The organism is Pseudomonas sp. BF-R-24, assembly GCF_019947335.1.
GTDB lineage: Bacteria > Pseudomonadota > Gammaproteobacteria > Pseudomonadales > Pseudomonadaceae > Aquipseudomonas > Aquipseudomonas jessenii.
This window is the reverse complement of the sequence record NZ_JAGYGG010000050.1, coordinates 1-14,568: the sequence shown is the minus strand read 5'-3', so window position 1 is coordinate 14,568 and position 14,568 is coordinate 1. Positions and strand designations below refer to the sequence as shown.

The window sequence follows — 14,568 nt, the reverse complement described above, 5'->3', positions numbered from 1 at the left end:
ATCGCGAGCAAGCTCGCTCCCACAGAAGAGCAGAGCAAAAGCAGGGCCCCGTACCCCCACGCTCTTCACCACTCATCAGGCCGAGCGTTAGCTCGCCTGCAGCTTTTGATCTTGATCCACCCGCCCCCTCGGCAGGCTGAGCGGAGGTGTTCATCCGGGGATTGGCGCGCAGCGCCGTTCGACGCAGTCGAACACATCGCATGTAGGTGCCAGCGAAGCCAACCGGAGGGCGATGCCCCCGGATGAATGCCGGAGCGAAGGAACCCCGAGCCTCAGCGAGGGGCCGTACGTAAGGGGCGAGACCTTTTGGTTCCTTTTGGGGCGTTTGCCAAAAGGGACTCGCCGTAAGGGCGAAACCATAAGCAGCCGTTACCGCAGCAATGGATATGTACACGGTCAACAAAAGACAGGTCGGCTGTCAGGCCGCCTTCGCGAGCAAGCCCGCTCCCACAATTGGACCGGGTACATTTGGCGGAAATGTGTTGGCTGAAGGTTCAAGGCTGCAATGCCTGAGGTTCAGTGGACTGTGCTTTCGGCGGCCCGTCGGTGCCTTCGAGGGAGACTTTCTCGGCCACGAACTGCCAGTCCTTGTAGCTGGCCATGCCTTTGAAGTCCGCCCACTGGCTGGGAAAGTTCTCTTGCTTGAGCGGCTTCTGCTCGGACGGGCAGTACACACCGCTGATCCGCCCGTCGAAATCACGCATCAGCTCCCATTCGCCACCTGTCATCGGCTCCGGGTACAACTGTCGCAGATGATGCCTGGCCGACGGAAAACGCTCGTCCTGCAACAGGTCCTTGAGTTCTTTCGGATACTGGGCCATACCGGGCGAACTGCGGTAATAGCTGCGCAGCGCCTGGGCATATTGCGTACCGACCCAGAGCAACTGGTTTTCGCGATCGCGGCGCGCAGCGGTGGCCCACAACTCGCCGGCACTGGCCAGGCCCATGCCCAGCACGACGACCAGAAACAGCACACCCAGATAGGTGAAACCGTCCTGGTTCGAAGATTTACCACTCGGAATACAGGCTGCCATCACGCGCCCTCCCGCTGGCCCCACTCTTGATATCAGCCACCCCGCCCGCCACGCCATCCGGTGGCGCGACTATGACCCAGGTGTCCTTGCGCTCGGCAATCGGGTCCAGCGGCTGGTTGCGCAGGTAGCGCAGTTCGACCAGCTGCTCGATGGAATCGGGATAACGCCCGGTGTCTCCATAGTAATGATCCAGCGCCTCGCGCATGGACGACAGGCTCTGATGCAAGGTGGTCTCTTTGGAAGCTTCCAGGCTGCTGAAGTAGCGTGGCAAGGCGATCGTCATCAGGGTCGCGATGATTGCCATGACCACCATCAGTTCAATCAGGGTAAAGCCCTTTTGCCGACGCATATGCTCACCACTCTCGGTAGGCGATGCCATTGAGGCCCTTGCCGCGGGCCTTGGAGTAAACGTCAAAGACGTCCTGGCCCTCGCGCGGGTTCTCAGCCGAACTGTCATAGGAACGCAGGCCCCAGCCGCCCTCGTCGTCACGCTTGACGGCTGCCAGCGGGTCACGGGGGATACGCCGCAGGAAGTAGAACTTGGCGCCCTTTGCACTGCGCGTGTCACGCACACCCTCGACCAGTACTTGCAGGTTCGGCGGGTAGCCGCTGCTATCGAGCGACTTCTCGATGTAGCCCGCGTCGAAAGCTTGTTTGTAAGCGTCGATGGCATCGCGGATCTGGTACAGCGCGGTTCGCAGGTCCTGCTCTTTGCCCCGACGCACCACGGTCTCGGTCAGCGGTGCGGCCATGCCGGCCAGCAGGCCGACCAGGGCGAGCGTCACCACGACTTCGACCAGGGTAAAACCGCGTTGCGAGGCGTTCATGATCAAGGCTTCCCGACGGTAACGGTAGTGGCGATCGGGGCGGTCATGGGGTTGACCTGAACCGTGGTGCTCATCGAACGGTCCGGTGCCTGGATGTGCATGCTGGTTTCGGTACCGGTCGGGAATTCCATGTCCGACGGACTCTGGTACGGCAGATTGCGCACGATCCGCGGGGTGATCGACAGCACCAGTTCGGATTTGATGACGTCGTCCCTGTTGCTGCCGAACAGGCGACCCAGGCCGGGAATGTCGCCAAGGCCGGGAATCTTGTTGCCGGTGGCGCCGTGGTCGTCGCGCACCAGACCGGCGAGAATCTGGGTTTCGCCGTCATGCAGACGCAAGGTGGTCTGGGCGTTGCGGGTATCGACCTGGACCGGAATGGTGCCCTGAGCGGTCGGTGTCAGCGGCGTGGCGTTACTGACTTCCAGCGCGATCTTGATCGCCACTTCGTTGTTCAGGTGCACGATGGGCTGCACTTCGAGCTTCAGACCGACGTCGAGGTAGGTCACGCTTTCGGTGATCACCGGGCCCTGGGTCGAAGGCACCGAGGTGGCGCTGATGATCGGCACGCGCTGACCGATGTGGATGCGCGCCTGTTCGCGGTTGCTGACCCGAATCACGGGGCTGGCCAGGGTATTGATGTCCTTGTCCTGGGCATTGATCTTGGCCTGGGGCGATGGCGAGATCGTGATGCGGCCGGAGTTGATGCCCTTGAGCTGATCGAGAAGGGTCACCGCCGATCCGTCGCTGTTGACCACGCCGAAGGTGTTTGGCCATTGCAGGCCAAGGTCGAGAATGCGCTGGCGGGCGACTTCCATCACTTCCACTTCCAGCACCACTTCCGGGTTGGACTGGTCCTGCGATTGCAGGAGTTTTTCCGCCATGCGCACAGCGTCACCGGTATCGCGCATGGTCAGGGTGTTGAGGCGCTCATCGACGAACACGTCGCGGGTCTTGAGCATGGTCTTGATCATGTTCAACGCCGTGTTGGCATCGATGCTGGTCAGGTAGAAGGTGCGCATCACCAGCTCCTGGTAATCCTTGAGTTTCTGCGGCGAGTCCGGGTAGATCAGCACGGTGTTTTCATTGACCACTTTCTGATGCAGCTGGTTCTGTTGCAGCAGCAGATCCACGGCGTCTTCGATACGTACGTCACGTACGAAGATCGTGGCTTTCATGTCCGGGCGCAGGTCCTTGTCGAAGATGAAGTTCAGGCCGGCGACCTGGGACAGCACTTCGAAAATGGTCTTGAGGTTGGCATCGCGAAACTCCAGGGTCACCGGCCGGTCAAGGCGCGTGCGCAGTTGTGGGTACTGCACCACGTTGCGGCTCTGCACCAGGCGGATGCTGCCTTGCAGTTCCAGGGCGCCTTCGTTCTTCGGGTCCAGTTCGAGAATCTGTCTGACCTGGCGGTCGGCACCGTAGATGTCACCGCGACGCAGGTCGCCACGGGCCAGTTCGAGTTTCTCATCCATGCTGCGCAGGTAGTCGAGCTGGCGCAGGGAATCCTGGGCACGACGGTTGTTCGGTTCGATGTTCAAGACCCGGCTGTAAGTCATGCGGGCCCCGGCGAAATTACGCTGGGTGCGGTCCATGTCGGCCTGGGTCAGCAGCGCCGTCACGGCGCGGGCCCGTCCGCTGTTGAGAGCCATGTGCAGTTCGGTATCGCGAGGGTTTTCCCGCAATCCTTCTTCGATGCGCGCCAGACCGGCTTCATATTGGCCCGATTCGATCAGGGCCGAAGCTTCATCCCTGGCAACCTGCGCCGAACTGCATGCGGCCAGCCCCGCGCAGAGACAAAGGCTCATCAGCAAACGGGATTTGTTCATTCCGTACTCCCCACAGACAAGGTCTGCGCCAAATGCAGAGGCAGGTAGACCAGGCTCAGTTCCTTATCGGAAATCCGCTCGATCCGCCAGGTTTCGTCGATGACATCCCCTTTGCGCACGACGTATATTTTTTCGCCGCTCTGCAAAAACACCTGCAGATCGGAACGGTCATCCAGCCTGCCGACAAACTGGAAGGGCAACGGTGGTGCAGTGGGGACTTGCACCACAGGAGTAACGACTACCGATTGTTCAGTGACGGTGCCAAGGGCCGGCGCCGCTATCCAGCTGCGGGCGGCGAACAGGTCGCCTGCCGGGCTCAGGTCCTTGATCGGCGCCAGCGCAGCGGCGCTCGATGCAGCCGTCGATGCGCCAGGGGTCTTGCCCTTGGCTGGCGTAGCCACGGTGGCCACCGCAAGGTCGCTGTCGCCGGCCTGATTGAAGTATTCGGGGAGCCAGGCGAGCGCTGCCGCCACACCGAAGAACGCCACCCAACCCGACACTCGTTTGGTATTCATCATGACCTCGACAGGTAAAGGGTCATGCGGATCCGCCCGGTCAGGTCGGTATCGGCGATATTCTTGCGCTGTAGCTCCACATCCTCGAGCACCACCGCCGGCAACTGGCCGAGCAAGGCGTGCAGGAAACGCCGCAGTTGCGGATAGCTGCCACGTACCGGCAGCAGAATCTGATAACGGGCCAGGTGGGTCTTGGGGTCCACGCCCAGGGAGTATTCACCCCGGGACAAGGTGATGCGTTCCTGGGCAGCCAGGGCGTAGATCTTGTCGATGGCCACGGTGGCCTGGGGCTGGGACGGCAACTTGCTGCGAAAATCGTCGAGCTGGCGCTGCGGCACCACCGGCGCGGCCACGCTGCCGTCTTCGACCTTGGCCAGGTACTCGGTGGCTTCGCGAGTCTGCTGGCTGAGGCTTTGCAGCGACTCCCAGTCGGGCAGCAACCCCACCAGGCCATAGCTCAGCGCCAGCACCAGCATGGCCATCCCTGCCAGCCCCGGAACGCCCAGGCCTTGCAGGTATTCGTGGACGATCAATTTATGGATTTGCATCGCCGATCTCCCAGGTAGCCGACAGGTTGAACTGCACCGGGTGTTCCGGCACGTTGGCGACAATTTCGTGGCTCAGCAGCGATACGTCGGACAGCTCGTCGCTGGCTTCGAGACGGCGGTGGAAATCGAGCATGGCGTCCAGGTCCAGCGCTTCGGCGCTGATCCGCACCTGGCCCTTGCGGGCGTCCGGGGTCAGGGTCAGCAGGGCAATGTTGTCCCGCGGCATGGCTTCGAGGGTGGCGAACAGGCGTTCCCAAGGGCGGCGCAACTGCTGGGAGACCTTGCGCATTTCCGCCAGGTTATGCGCCTGCTCGCGAATTTGCGCCGGGGTCAGGCTGAGCTTGCTGCCGGTATCGCCGGTGAGCACTCGCTGTGTGATTTGCAGATGACCTTGCTGTTGTTCGGCCTCGTGGCTCAGGTGCTGTTGCACCAGCAGGCAGGTCAGTGTCAGCACCACGCCACCGGCCAGCAGGCTCCAGCCCAAGGGGCCTGCACGGCGGCGCGGCTGAAAGTCGAGCATCAGGGGACGCATGTCAGGCCACCGCCCGAGACATGAGGTACAGGCAATCGCGTACGGCTGTCCGGTCTTCTTCGAGGGTGCGCAGATGCACACCAGGCACGTCAGGAGGCGAATCGATGCGCGCCGGTGCATGCAGGTAGACATTCAACGGCCGTTCGCTGCTGGAAGCCTGCAACTGGTGTTCACGACCGATCAACGCGGTCAGCGCCGCATCGCTGTCGCTGCTGCCCACCGATCGCACCGAGGTCCAGCGCCCTTCCCTGGCCAGCAGCAACACGCTGCGCACCGGTTCGGCGACCACGAACAGGAAATCCCCGGCCTCAAAGCTTTTGTCGAAATGGTTGAACGCCGTCATCAGGTACGGCTGCACCGAACGCAAGCGCAAACCGCGAGCCCTGACCAGGGCGCGCAGGCGTTCGAGCAAGTCCTGTGGCAGCGCGGTGGCGATGCGGTCGTAACCGGCGGGTTCGGCCGAGAGCACCAGGCTCCAGGGTTGTGTCGGGGCACCGTAGAGGTCTTCGAAACACAGTTGGGCGAAGCCGAGCAATTCGGCCGGGCTACTGATCTGCTCACTCCAGGGCACCAGGCAATAGCGGCTGAAGTGCCCGGAGATCACCACCGTCAGTTCCGCCCTGGCAACGGTGTGTTCGGCCAACAAACGGTCGAGGGTATCGAGGGCCACCGTCCAGGCCTGGAAGCCTTCGTCAATGTAGCCGACGCTGCCCAGCCAGTGGGTTGCAGCACCTTGCCGCTGCCCCAGGCCAACACCGCTTGCGCCGAGCACGGCGACAAATTGCTCACGAGATAAAAGTGACACGATTGATCTCCTCGAGAGTCGTCCGGCCTTGTTCCACCATCTCCAGCGCCGACTCGCGCAACAGGCGCAAGCCACGTTTGCAGGCGTGCGCCTTGATTTTCGAAATGGGTTGGCGCTCGACGATCATTTGCCGCAATTCGTCGTCCAGGTGCAGCAACTCGGCAATTGCGCTACGCCCGCGATAACCGGTGCCCCGGCAATGTCCGCAGCCCTTGCCATGGACGAACCGGTAGTGAGCGACCTTTTGCGGATCAAGCCCCGAGACCTCCAGCTCTTCTTGCGTCGGGCTGTAGGGGCTGCTGCAACTGGTGCAGACCAGGCGGATCAAACGCTGGGCCAGTACGGCATTGAGTGCCGAGACCAGGCTGTAGGGATCGATTTCCATCTGGGTGAAACGGCCGATGACGTCGAACACGTTGTTGGCGTGAATGGTGGTGAACACCAGGTGACCGGTGAGCGCCGATTGCACGGCGATCTGTGCGGTGTCCGGGTCGCGGATTTCACCGACCATGATCTTGTCCGGGTCATGGCGCAGGATCGAGCGCAGGCCCCGGGCGAAGGTCAGGCCTTTCTTCTCGTTGACGGGGATTTGCAGCACGCCCGGCAGTTGATATTCCACCGGGTCCTCAATAGTGATGATCTTGTCCACGCCGTGGTTGATCTCGGTGATCATCGCGTACAGGGTGGTGGTCTTGCCGCTACCGGTCGGCCCGGTTACCAGCACCATGCCGTAGGGTTCGGCGGCCAGCCGGCGCAGCTGGCGCAGGGTTTCTTCTTCAAAGCCCAGGGCCTGCAACTGCACGCCACAGACCTTGTCCGCCAGGTCCTGTTTGTCGAGTACCCGCAGCACCGCGTCTTCGCCAAAAATGCTCGGCATGATCGACACCCGGAAGTCGATCTGCCGGCCGCTGATGCCGATCTTGAAGCGACCATCCTGGGGCACGCGTTTTTCGCCAATGTCCAGTTCGGCCATGACCTTGACCCGGGAAATAACTTGCTCGGCGAACTCGCTGCCCTGGATTTTGCTGATGTTGTTGAGCACGCCGTCGATCCGGTACTTGATCACCAGGCCGCTGCCGGTGGTGCCGAGGTGGATGTCGCTGGCGTGCATTTTCAGCGCGTCGTACAGGGTCGAGTTGACCAGTTTGACCACGACGCTGGAGTCTTCGCTGATGCTGGTCAGGGACAGGCTTTGCAGGTTATCGGTTTCGGCGCCGGCGTCGCTCTGGGCGTTGAGCGACTCCACCGCATGGAAGCTTTCTTCGTGACGCGCCAGATAGGCCTTCAGGTCATCGGCATGCACCAGGTACAGCGGCGCGCCTTGCAGGCACTCATCGATCCAGGCCAGGCGTGCACTGTCGAAGGGGTCGGCGAACACACCGATGACCGCATCGTTGTGACGCAACAGGGTGAATTCGCGCTTGAGGCATTGGGCCAGGGTCACCCGGTCGAACACCGGCGTGGAATTGAACAGGCTGTCGGTGTCGAGCACCGGGTAGTGCAGGGTTACGCCGAGGCATTGAATGAAAGGCATGGGAGCCAGTGCGCACAGCCGCCCCAGGGCGTCCAGCATCCGCTCGCCGGAACTGGTGGCCAGGGCTCGGGCCTGGGCCAGTTGCTCACTGGTAAAACGAGTCGGTGAACATTCCGGTTGCGCCGGTTCTACGGCAAAGGATAGACGGTCCATGGCTTGCTCTCCTACGCCCGGGGCTTTGGGCCCTGTCGGCGCGGCGAGCCATTCGGCGGAGGCCGGAACGTCTTGTCGCGCCACTACTCCCCGGTGAGCAACTGTTCGTCGTCTGGTGCCTTGGAGGCCGATGTACTTTTTCGGCGATCTGCCAGCACCCAGCTACCGTCGTACAACTGCAGCGGGAAACTCTCGGTCCTGCTCTGGCGTCGTTCGACAAAGCCTTCGGAAGTGCTCACCCCCACTTTGGGTTCGCGTTGCCTGCCCAGAAGATCAAGCACGGCACGGGCCAATTCCGCCAATGGAAACGGTTTGAACAGGATATGGCTGACGCCCAGTTGCCGGGCCCGCTCGCAAACCTCTGCGGTTGGATGCCCTGTGATCAGCACGAAATGACACTTCCTGTTCTGGCGGACGGCATCGAGCACCTGAAAGCCTTCCATATCGGGCAAGCGGTAATCGAACACCATCACATCGGGCGCGAAATCATCGGCTTCAGCGATTCCTTTCGCACCGTCGTGGGCAATCCGGACTTCCAGTGCTTGCGCCTGCAGGTAATCCTGGAGGTTCTGCGCCAGCAACTGTTCGTCATCAACAACCAGTACTTTATTCAACAAGGTGGACTCCTTGAAACCGCAGGTCCGGATTTTGAACCTGACGGAGTGCGCGTCCTGACAGGACTAACGCACACTTCATGCCAGGCTGGGCACCGGTAATTTGAAGACTTCATGTCCTTGAATTTAAAAAACAATGCCTTTTCGTAGCGCAGTTCCATCCCCCAAAAACGGGGAAAGCGACGTGATTGGCACTGGACTTTTCCCCCCACTGTTGGGGAAACCCCCTATTGATCGGCAATCCGTTCGATTCGATTGCGCGAGCGCAATGGCGCCGACGCCCTCATCCCGGTTAAGCGTAGCCCTGCGGTTTCGCCAGTGGAAGCGTCTGCACCGGGCGGTATCGAGTTTCATGATCGGCCTCCGGTCAGGGCGTGGCAGCAATGGGTTTATAGGGCGCGACCAAATAGAAACGCTGGTCCGGCAGATCCACCGTGACGATATGGGCACCGCTCAAGCCCAGGCGCCGGCCCGGACCAAAGCTGATCAGCGGTGTCAGCCCGGTATCGAAGTCACGCAAGCCTTCCAGGGCCCTGACCAGCTTCTCGCGACTGGCATTGCGCCCGGCCTGCTTCATGCCTTCGCTGAGCAGCATCATCGAACTGAACGCGCCCACTTGCAGCACCGCATGCTGGCCACCGAGGCCCTGGTGTTCGCGCAACTGGGTCAAGGCCAGGCGCCCAGCCTGAGTCCAGTCGCTGGGCACGAACGGATAGGCCAGGAACACCCGTCGGGAAAATCCGCTGGGCACCTGCATCAGATTGCCCGCCACCTGGTTCGAGGCGGCGAACAGGTAAGGCACCTGCCCCGCCGTTTGCAAACGCTCGGCCAGACGACTGAAGCCGCTGCTGCTGCCCAGGTAAAACACCGAGCGCGACCCCAAGGGAAAATCATCCCCGGCCGGGTCATAGGCTTGCAGGCGCACCTTTTGCCAGGCGTGCCCCTGCAAGTACTTGCCGAGCTCCTGCGCCGCCAGCCGTTGGCCGGGTTCGTCCGGGTAGGCGATCAGCGTCGGCCCCTGAAGCACCCGCAGGCTCGCACTGGCGTAGTTGGCCAGGGCGATCAATTGGTCGCGAAGGCCCGGCAGTGGCTCGAATATCTGCGGGCTGGTGTGGAGCGTGCCCTGCAAGGACAGCGGCCCGATCAGGGGAATGCCGGCCTGTTCCAGACGCATGGCGAAGTTCAGGTCCAATGCCGGCGCCATCGGTGCGATCAGGGCAAACACCTGCTCTTCATTGATCAACCGGTCCAGCGCCTTTTCGGCACTGGCGCGGTCGGCGCCGGGGTCGAGGATGGTCAGGCGCAACTGCCGGCCATGAATTCCGCCCGCCTCGTTGATGCGCGCCACGCAGCCATTGAGCACCGCTGCCACCGTGATGCCCTCCTCGCCCAAGGGGCCGGAACCCGGCAACAACGTACCCAGGTGCAGACTGTCGGGGGCCAGTCCCGGAACGCGGTCTTCGGCCAGGTGCTTGAGGTACGCCGTGAGGTTGCGTTGGTCGATCATCGACAACACGAACCGTGGCATCGTCGGATCGAGCCGATTGTTGCCCGGGTCGCGCCCCTCTTGCACCGCCCGCGCCAGGGTGATTTCGCTGTAGGCCGGATAACTGCGGCCGTTGATGTGCTGCTGGCCTTGGCTGCTGGCCAGTCGCGACCAGCGCAGGTCCGGCGGTCGCACCTCGCCTTCCGGGCGCCCGAGGCCATCCTCGCCATGACAATTGGCGCACGGCACGCGGGTGGCCGGCAGCAGCACGCCCGCTGCGCCGACCCGGACCATGATCGGTTCGCCGCTGGCCGACACGCCTTCGTGGTACAACCGTTTACCGGCACTTTCGCTGAGGCTCAGCGGCAGCGCCTGGGCGGTGAGCGCGATGCTGCCGAAGAGCAGCAGGCCAAGGACGAGGGCAGTATTCATGGCCGTGGCTCAGCGACTGGCCACGGGCATTGTCAGCAACTGCAAGCGCTGGGCAATGGCGGCGGCCGGGGCGGCGGGACGGATTTTGCTCCAGCGTCTGTTCGCCGCGTCACCGACGATCAACCGTGTGGAGTGCTGCAAGGGGGTCGGCACGATCTGGTCGATGCGACCCCATACAAGGTCCATTTGCACCTTGTCTTCGGTAAGAAAAAACCAGTGGGGCCCATCGATGCCCTGTTTCAAGGTGCAAGCCTGAGTACCGCTGGCGTGTTGCGCAGCGGATCACTGGTAAGGGAGATAAAGGTGCTGCCGTTCTGGTCCTGCAAGGGTGTGTCGGGGAAGCAGGTTTTCCTGTCGATGGCGCTCATGGCTGGTGCTCCATGGCGATGGCGGTGTGCTTGGCGTGGGCGTTGCGTTCGCCTCTGAGCCTCTCGACGGCCCGGGCCAGCTCTGTCGGTTCGGTGAGACCGTAGTAGCGGGTCCAGTAGCGGTTGTTGCCGTCCCCCACCAGAATCAGTGGCGAGTGATTCTCGAAGTCACCGCTGTAGACGCCCAGGCCCTTGAGGGTGGCATCGACCGCCTGCGGCGAACCGGTCAGCCAGCTCCAGCCCGGCCCTTTCTGGAAGGTGCGGGCGTAGTCGTTCAGGCGTTGGGGATCATCATGCTGTGGGTCGATGCTGATGGACACCAATTGCACCTCGGTGCCGACCCGCGCGCCCAACTGTTTCTGCACCCTGCCCATGATCGAGGACATCACCGGGCAGACCGTGGTGCAACGGGTGTAAATGAAACCCATGACCACGATTTTGTTGCTGACCAGGTCTTTTTCCAGGTTGACGACCTTGCCGTTCTGGTCCAGCAGGGCCACGTCGGCAAATCTGATCCGGGCGTTCTCCGGGCTGGCGGTGCTGGCCGCCATGTCGTGCCCGGTGTGCTCGTCCGCCGAGTGAGCCAGCGCCTGGTCGATACCGAAGGCCAACAGGCAAAACGTCAGCAGGCCGCAATGCGCGAATCGGTCCATGTCGGTTTCCTCGTTAGTGGGTATCACCGGGATTGACCCGAAATTCCGGCACGACGCCGGACAAGGGTTGGTCCTGTTTTCAGCAACATTCCTCTTTACCGATCTGTACCTGTCTTACCCGCCCCGTTGTGGGAGCGAGCTTGCTCGCGATAGCGGACTGACAGTCGACATCGTTGGCGAGTGGAAAGCAGTCATCGCGAGCAAGCTCGCTCCCACAGGGGGGGTAAGCAAATCAATCAAGGACCAAGCGTGGGATATGCCAATCATGGACTCGGGCCTCGCTGCGGGTTATCGGGGGAACACTTCGATAAATCGTCCGGAGCAATCCGCATGCCACAAAAAAATACTTTATTAATCAGATTGTTATGATCACGACTTGATTGGTCGGGGGATATTCCCCACCCAATCCCCCCACTTTTTCGCCGGGGCCACTATTCCCCACTATTGGGGAAATTTCCCCGGGTGTTCGATCACAGCGGCGCATCCGCGGGCAACCCCTGCAAACGCCGATACTGGTTCAGCACACTGGGCACATAACGCTGGGTTTCGGCGAACGGCGGGACTACGTTGCCCCGGCTGAGCACCGCTTGCGGGCCGGCGTTGTAGGCCGCCACGGCAAGCCGGATATCGTTGTCGAACATCGTCATCAGGCGCTTGAGATAGCGGGCGCCACCCTGGATGTTGGCCTTGGGGTCGTAGACATTGGTCACCCCCATTTCGCGGGCGGTGGCGGGCATCAATTGCATCAGCCCGCGAGCGCCCTTGGGTGAGGTGGCGCGGGCGTTGTAGCTCGATTCGGTCTTGATCACTGCGTGCAGCAGCGCCGCCGGCAGTTCGTTGGCCGTGGCCGCCGCCGCCACCAGCTCGGCATAGGGTTGCGCGGCGATCATCTGCGGTTGCTGATCGAGGCTGACCACCGGCGCATCGGGCTCACGAATCACCCGCTCATAGTGGCGTCCGGGGCGGTGGACATTGGACAGGACGTAGCTGCCGTTGGCGTCCACGGAAACAAACACATCGGCCTGTGCGGCGCTGGCCAACACAAGGAAACCCAGCAATCCGGCGGTGAGTGTCTTCATTGTTATACCTCCCCTTTCCGGCCCCGAAAATTGGGGGTATTGCCCCAATGGCCAGTCGTGCACCAGCCATACGCAAGCACTGTGCCGTAAGCGAGAAGGCCCGCAGCAAGGGGGCGCGCAAGGGTCGGCAATCGTGAGCATGGCAATTGCATGCAACTACATGGCAACTCTGCTGCCGACTGTTATGAGGTCATCATGAATCAGCGACTGTGTTATGCCCGGCGAACCCAAAGCGGGTTCACCTTGCTCGAACTGTTGGTGGTGCTGGTGGTACTGGGGCTGTTGGCCGGCATCGTGGCGCCGAAGTATTTCGCCCAACTGGGCCGCTCCGAAGTGAAAGTGGCCAAGGCGCAGATAGAAGGCTTGAGCAAGGCCCTGGACCTTTACCGCCTGGAAGTTGGCCATTACCCGTCCACCGAACAGGGTTTGCAGGCGCTGGTCACCGCCCCCGCCGACGAACCGCGCTGGACCGGCCCGTACCTGCAGAAAAAACTCCCGCAAGACCCCTGGGGCCGCAACTACGCCTATCGCTATCCCGGTGAAAACAGCGAGTACGACCTGTTGTCCATGGGCAAGGACGGGCAGCCCGGTGGCGAAGGCGAGAACGCCGAAGTCACCAACTGGAACTGACGGGAATGGCGACCATGCGCTTTCATCTCAAGGCTGTCGGCAAGGCCGGTGTGGTCTCGATGACCGTCGAGGCACCGGGGCACAGCGAAGCCAGGCGCATCGCCGAAGATCAGGGCCTGCGGGTGGTCAGCCTGCACGCCGAACGACATTGGCGCGCCTTGCGCCTGCACAAGCGCGAGACGTTCAACCTGGTGTTGTTCAGCCAGGAACTGACCACCCTGCTCAACGCCGGCCTGCCGTTGATCGATGCCCTGGAAAGCCTGGCGGAAAAGGAAAACGCGCCACAGGCCCGCAAGACCTTGAACGAGTTGGTCCGCCTGCTTTACGAGGGCAAATCGTTTTCCCAGGCCCTGAGCCAGCTGTCGGCGGTTTTCCCCCCGTTGTACGTGGCGCTGGTGCAGTCCAGTGAAAAGACTGGCGCCGTGGGCAATGCCCTGGGCCGTTATGTCAGCTATCGCCAACGCATGGACGAGGTTCGCCAAAAGATCATCAGCGCGTCGATCTACCCCTTGCTGTTGCTGGTGGTGGGCGGTGGCGTGGTTTTGTTTTTGATGGGGTATGTCGTGCCGCGCTTCAGCCTGGTGTTTGAAGGACTGGGGTCGAACCTGCCCTGGATGTCGCAGATCCTGATGAGCAGCGGCATGTTCCTGCACGCCCACCAGGGTGAATTCTTCGGTGGCTTGTTGGCCATCATCGTCGCCCTCACCCTGCTTCAGCGTCAGCCGGCCTTTCGTCGGGGGCTGGACCACCTGATCGAAAAACTCCCTGCGGTGCACCAGCGCATCTTCATGTATGAACTGGCGCGCTTCTACCGTTCACTGGGGATTCTGCTGCAAGGCGGCATTCCCCTGGTCACCGCCATGGGCATGGTCCGTGGCCTGCTCACCGTCGCCTCCCGCACGCGCCTGGACCAGGCCTGCGACCGGGTGCGCGAGGGGCAATCACTCTCTGCCGCGCTGGAACTCAATCACCTGGTGACCCCCGTGTCCCTGCGCCTGCTGCGAGCCGGCGAACAGTCCGGCAACCTCGGGCAGATGATGGAGCGCAGCGCCGACTTCTACGACGAAGAAATCAGCCGCTGGATCGAATGGTTCGTGCGGCTGTTCGAACCCTTGCTCATGACCTTCATCGGTCTGTTGATCGGGGTGATCGTGATCCTGATGTACATCCCGATTTTTGAACTGGCCTCGAGCATTCACTGACTCTTTGAAACTGACCCTTCAGACGCGGGTCCAGCTGAACGCTGCACTCTTTTTCAATGTTCCCGCCGAATAAATCGGTGCGCTGAACTGTTCATCAAGTTCCCACGGGGAAAAATCAGCACATTGCACTGTTCATGAAGGTTCCAATCTGAATTACAGGACGGAGAACGACATGCTCATCAATAAGCTTTTACTGGCAGTAGCTATTGGCGCGGTTCTGTCGGCGTCTACCGTATTGATTCCGGACAGTCTGTCTGGAGTTTCCAGTGCTCAGGCCAAGGATGGGGGTAGCGGTGGCGGTGGTGGCGGCGGTGGCGGTGGCGGAAG

General features: G+C 61.8%; 15 protein-coding genes and 1 pseudogene. 2 read left to right on the top strand and 14 right to left on the bottom strand.

Annotated elements, in window-relative coordinates; all coding sequences use genetic code 11:
* Nucleotides 1–494: 494 nt before the first annotated feature.
* The 14 genes and pseudogenes from KGA98_RS25910 to KGA98_RS25845 all read right to left on the bottom strand — a co-directional run bounded on the left by KGA98_RS25910 (nucleotide 495) and on the right by KGA98_RS25845 (nucleotide 12,409).
* A complete protein-coding gene (locus KGA98_RS25910; protein WP_150814694.1) occupies nucleotides 495–1,034 on the bottom strand; it encodes a type II secretion system protein in 540 nt (179 codons plus the stop codon).
* Entirely contained in the window at nucleotides 1,009–1,383 is a 375-nt protein-coding gene (locus KGA98_RS25905) for a type II secretion system protein (RefSeq protein ID WP_057715487.1), read from the bottom strand. The genes KGA98_RS25910 and KGA98_RS25905 overlap by 26 nt, the downstream gene beginning before the upstream one ends.
* A 4-nt stretch (nucleotides 1,384–1,387) precedes the next feature.
* Nucleotides 1,388–1,861 carry a type II secretion system protein gene (locus KGA98_RS25900; protein WP_090454714.1) on the bottom strand — a complete coding sequence of 158 codons (474 nt, stop codon included), beginning with the start codon at nucleotides 1,859–1,861 and terminating at the stop codon, nucleotides 1,388–1,390.
* 2 nt (nucleotides 1,862–1,863) lie between these two features.
* Entirely contained in the window at nucleotides 1,864–3,690 is a 1,827-nt protein-coding gene (locus KGA98_RS25895; RefSeq protein WP_090454713.1) for a secretin N-terminal domain-containing protein, read from the bottom strand.
* Complete coding sequence (locus KGA98_RS25890; protein ID WP_150814695.1) at nucleotides 3,687–4,205, bottom strand: hypothetical protein; 519 nt, start codon at nucleotides 4,203–4,205, stop codon at nucleotides 3,687–3,689. The genes KGA98_RS25895 and KGA98_RS25890 overlap by 4 nt, the downstream gene beginning before the upstream one ends.
* Complete coding sequence (locus tag KGA98_RS25885; RefSeq protein WP_150814696.1) at nucleotides 4,205–4,753, bottom strand: GspMb/PilO family protein; 549 nt, start codon at nucleotides 4,751–4,753, stop codon at nucleotides 4,205–4,207. Before KGA98_RS25885 ends, KGA98_RS25890 begins: the two co-directional genes overlap by 1 nt.
* Entirely contained in the window at nucleotides 4,740–5,285 is a 546-nt protein-coding gene (locus KGA98_RS25880) for a PilN domain-containing protein (RefSeq protein ID WP_057715492.1), read from the bottom strand. Before KGA98_RS25880 ends, KGA98_RS25885 begins: the two co-directional genes overlap by 14 nt.
* A 1-nt stretch (nucleotide 5,286) precedes the next feature.
* Nucleotides 5,287–6,090 (bottom strand): hypothetical protein, encoded by an 804-nt coding sequence (locus KGA98_RS25875; protein WP_057715493.1) that lies wholly within the window; start codon nucleotides 6,088–6,090, stop codon nucleotides 5,287–5,289.
* Nucleotides 6,071–7,777, bottom strand: coding sequence for a GspE/PulE family protein (locus KGA98_RS25870; protein WP_150814697.1), 1,707 nt, complete (start codon nucleotides 7,775–7,777; stop codon nucleotides 6,071–6,073). The genes KGA98_RS25875 and KGA98_RS25870 overlap by 20 nt, the downstream gene beginning before the upstream one ends.
* 83 nt (nucleotides 7,778–7,860) lie before the next feature.
* The gene (locus tag KGA98_RS25865) at nucleotides 7,861–8,394 is read right to left on the bottom strand and encodes a response regulator (protein ID WP_150814698.1); all 534 of its coding nucleotides are present in this window, start codon (nucleotides 8,392–8,394) and stop codon (nucleotides 7,861–7,863) included.
* 364 nt (nucleotides 8,395–8,758) lie between these two features.
* A complete protein-coding gene (locus KGA98_RS25860; protein WP_150814699.1) occupies nucleotides 8,759–10,309 on the bottom strand; it encodes an ABC transporter substrate-binding protein in 1,551 nt (516 codons plus the stop codon).
* Nucleotides 10,310–10,318: 9 nt separating this feature from the next.
* Nucleotides 10,319–10,686 (bottom strand): annotated as a pseudogene (locus KGA98_RS25855) (hypothetical protein); the annotation flags it as partial.
* Nucleotides 10,674–11,330 (bottom strand): SCO family protein, encoded by a 657-nt coding sequence (locus KGA98_RS25850; RefSeq protein ID WP_150814701.1) that lies wholly within the window; start codon nucleotides 11,328–11,330, stop codon nucleotides 10,674–10,676. The gene KGA98_RS25850 and the pseudogene KGA98_RS25855, both read right to left, overlap by 13 nt.
* Nucleotides 11,331–11,800: 470 nt before the next feature.
* Nucleotides 11,801–12,409 carry a transglycosylase SLT domain-containing protein gene (locus tag KGA98_RS25845; protein WP_102672815.1) on the bottom strand — a complete coding sequence of 203 codons (609 nt, stop codon included), beginning with the start codon at nucleotides 12,407–12,409 and terminating at the stop codon, nucleotides 11,801–11,803.
* A gap of 195 nt (nucleotides 12,410–12,604) precedes the next feature.
* Here KGA98_RS25845 and gspG point away from each other — a divergent pair, with 195 nt between their 5' ends.
* Together gspG and KGA98_RS25835 are read left to right on the top strand one after the other, a co-directional pair.
* Complete coding sequence (gene gspG / locus KGA98_RS25840) at nucleotides 12,605–13,039, top strand: type II secretion system major pseudopilin GspG (RefSeq protein ID WP_057715501.1); 435 nt, start codon at nucleotides 12,605–12,607, stop codon at nucleotides 13,037–13,039.
* A 14-nt stretch (nucleotides 13,040–13,053) separates the two neighbouring features.
* Nucleotides 13,054–14,241 (top strand): type II secretion system F family protein, encoded by a 1,188-nt coding sequence (locus tag KGA98_RS25835; RefSeq protein WP_150814702.1) that lies wholly within the window; start codon nucleotides 13,054–13,056, stop codon nucleotides 14,239–14,241.
* Nucleotides 14,242–14,568 lie beyond the last annotated feature (327 nt).

Excerpts from the sequence above, each read along its gene's own strand:
- KGA98_RS25880 (WP_057715492.1), bottom strand. The coding sequence starts at position 5,285 with ATGCGTCCCCTGATGCTCGACTTTCAGCCGCGCCGCCGTGCAGGCCCC.
- KGA98_RS25870 (WP_150814697.1), bottom strand. The coding sequence starts at position 7,777 with ATGGACCGTCTATCCTTTGCCGTAGAACCGGCGCAACCGGAATGTTCA.
- KGA98_RS25845 (WP_102672815.1), bottom strand. The coding sequence starts at position 12,409 with ATGAAGACACTCACCGCCGGATTGCTGGGTTTCCTTGTGTTGGCCAGC.
- KGA98_RS25835 (WP_150814702.1), top strand. The coding sequence starts at position 13,054 with ATGCGCTTTCATCTCAAGGCTGTCGGCAAGGCCGGTGTGGTCTCGATG.
- KGA98_RS25890 (WP_150814695.1), bottom strand. The coding sequence starts at position 4,205 with ATGAATACCAAACGAGTGTCGGGTTGGGTGGCGTTCTTCGGTGTGGCG.
- KGA98_RS25850 (WP_150814701.1), bottom strand. The coding sequence starts at position 11,330 with ATGGACCGATTCGCGCATTGCGGCCTGCTGACGTTTTGCCTGTTGGCC.
- gspG (WP_057715501.1), top strand. The coding sequence starts at position 12,605 with ATGAATCAGCGACTGTGTTATGCCCGGCGAACCCAAAGCGGGTTCACC.
- KGA98_RS25905 (WP_057715487.1), bottom strand. The coding sequence starts at position 1,383 with ATGCGTCGGCAAAAGGGCTTTACCCTGATTGAACTGATGGTGGTCATG.
- KGA98_RS25895 (WP_090454713.1), bottom strand. The coding sequence starts at position 3,690 with ATGAACAAATCCCGTTTGCTGATGAGCCTTTGTCTCTGCGCGGGGCTG.
- KGA98_RS25885 (WP_150814696.1), bottom strand. The coding sequence starts at position 4,753 with ATGCAAATCCATAAATTGATCGTCCACGAATACCTGCAAGGCCTGGGC.
- KGA98_RS25860 (WP_150814699.1), bottom strand. The coding sequence starts at position 10,309 with ATGAATACTGCCCTCGTCCTTGGCCTGCTGCTCTTCGGCAGCATCGCG.
- KGA98_RS25910 (WP_150814694.1), bottom strand. The coding sequence starts at position 1,034 with ATGGCAGCCTGTATTCCGAGTGGTAAATCTTCGAACCAGGACGGTTTC.
- KGA98_RS25900 (WP_090454714.1), bottom strand. The coding sequence starts at position 1,861 with ATGAACGCCTCGCAACGCGGTTTTACCCTGGTCGAAGTCGTGGTGACG.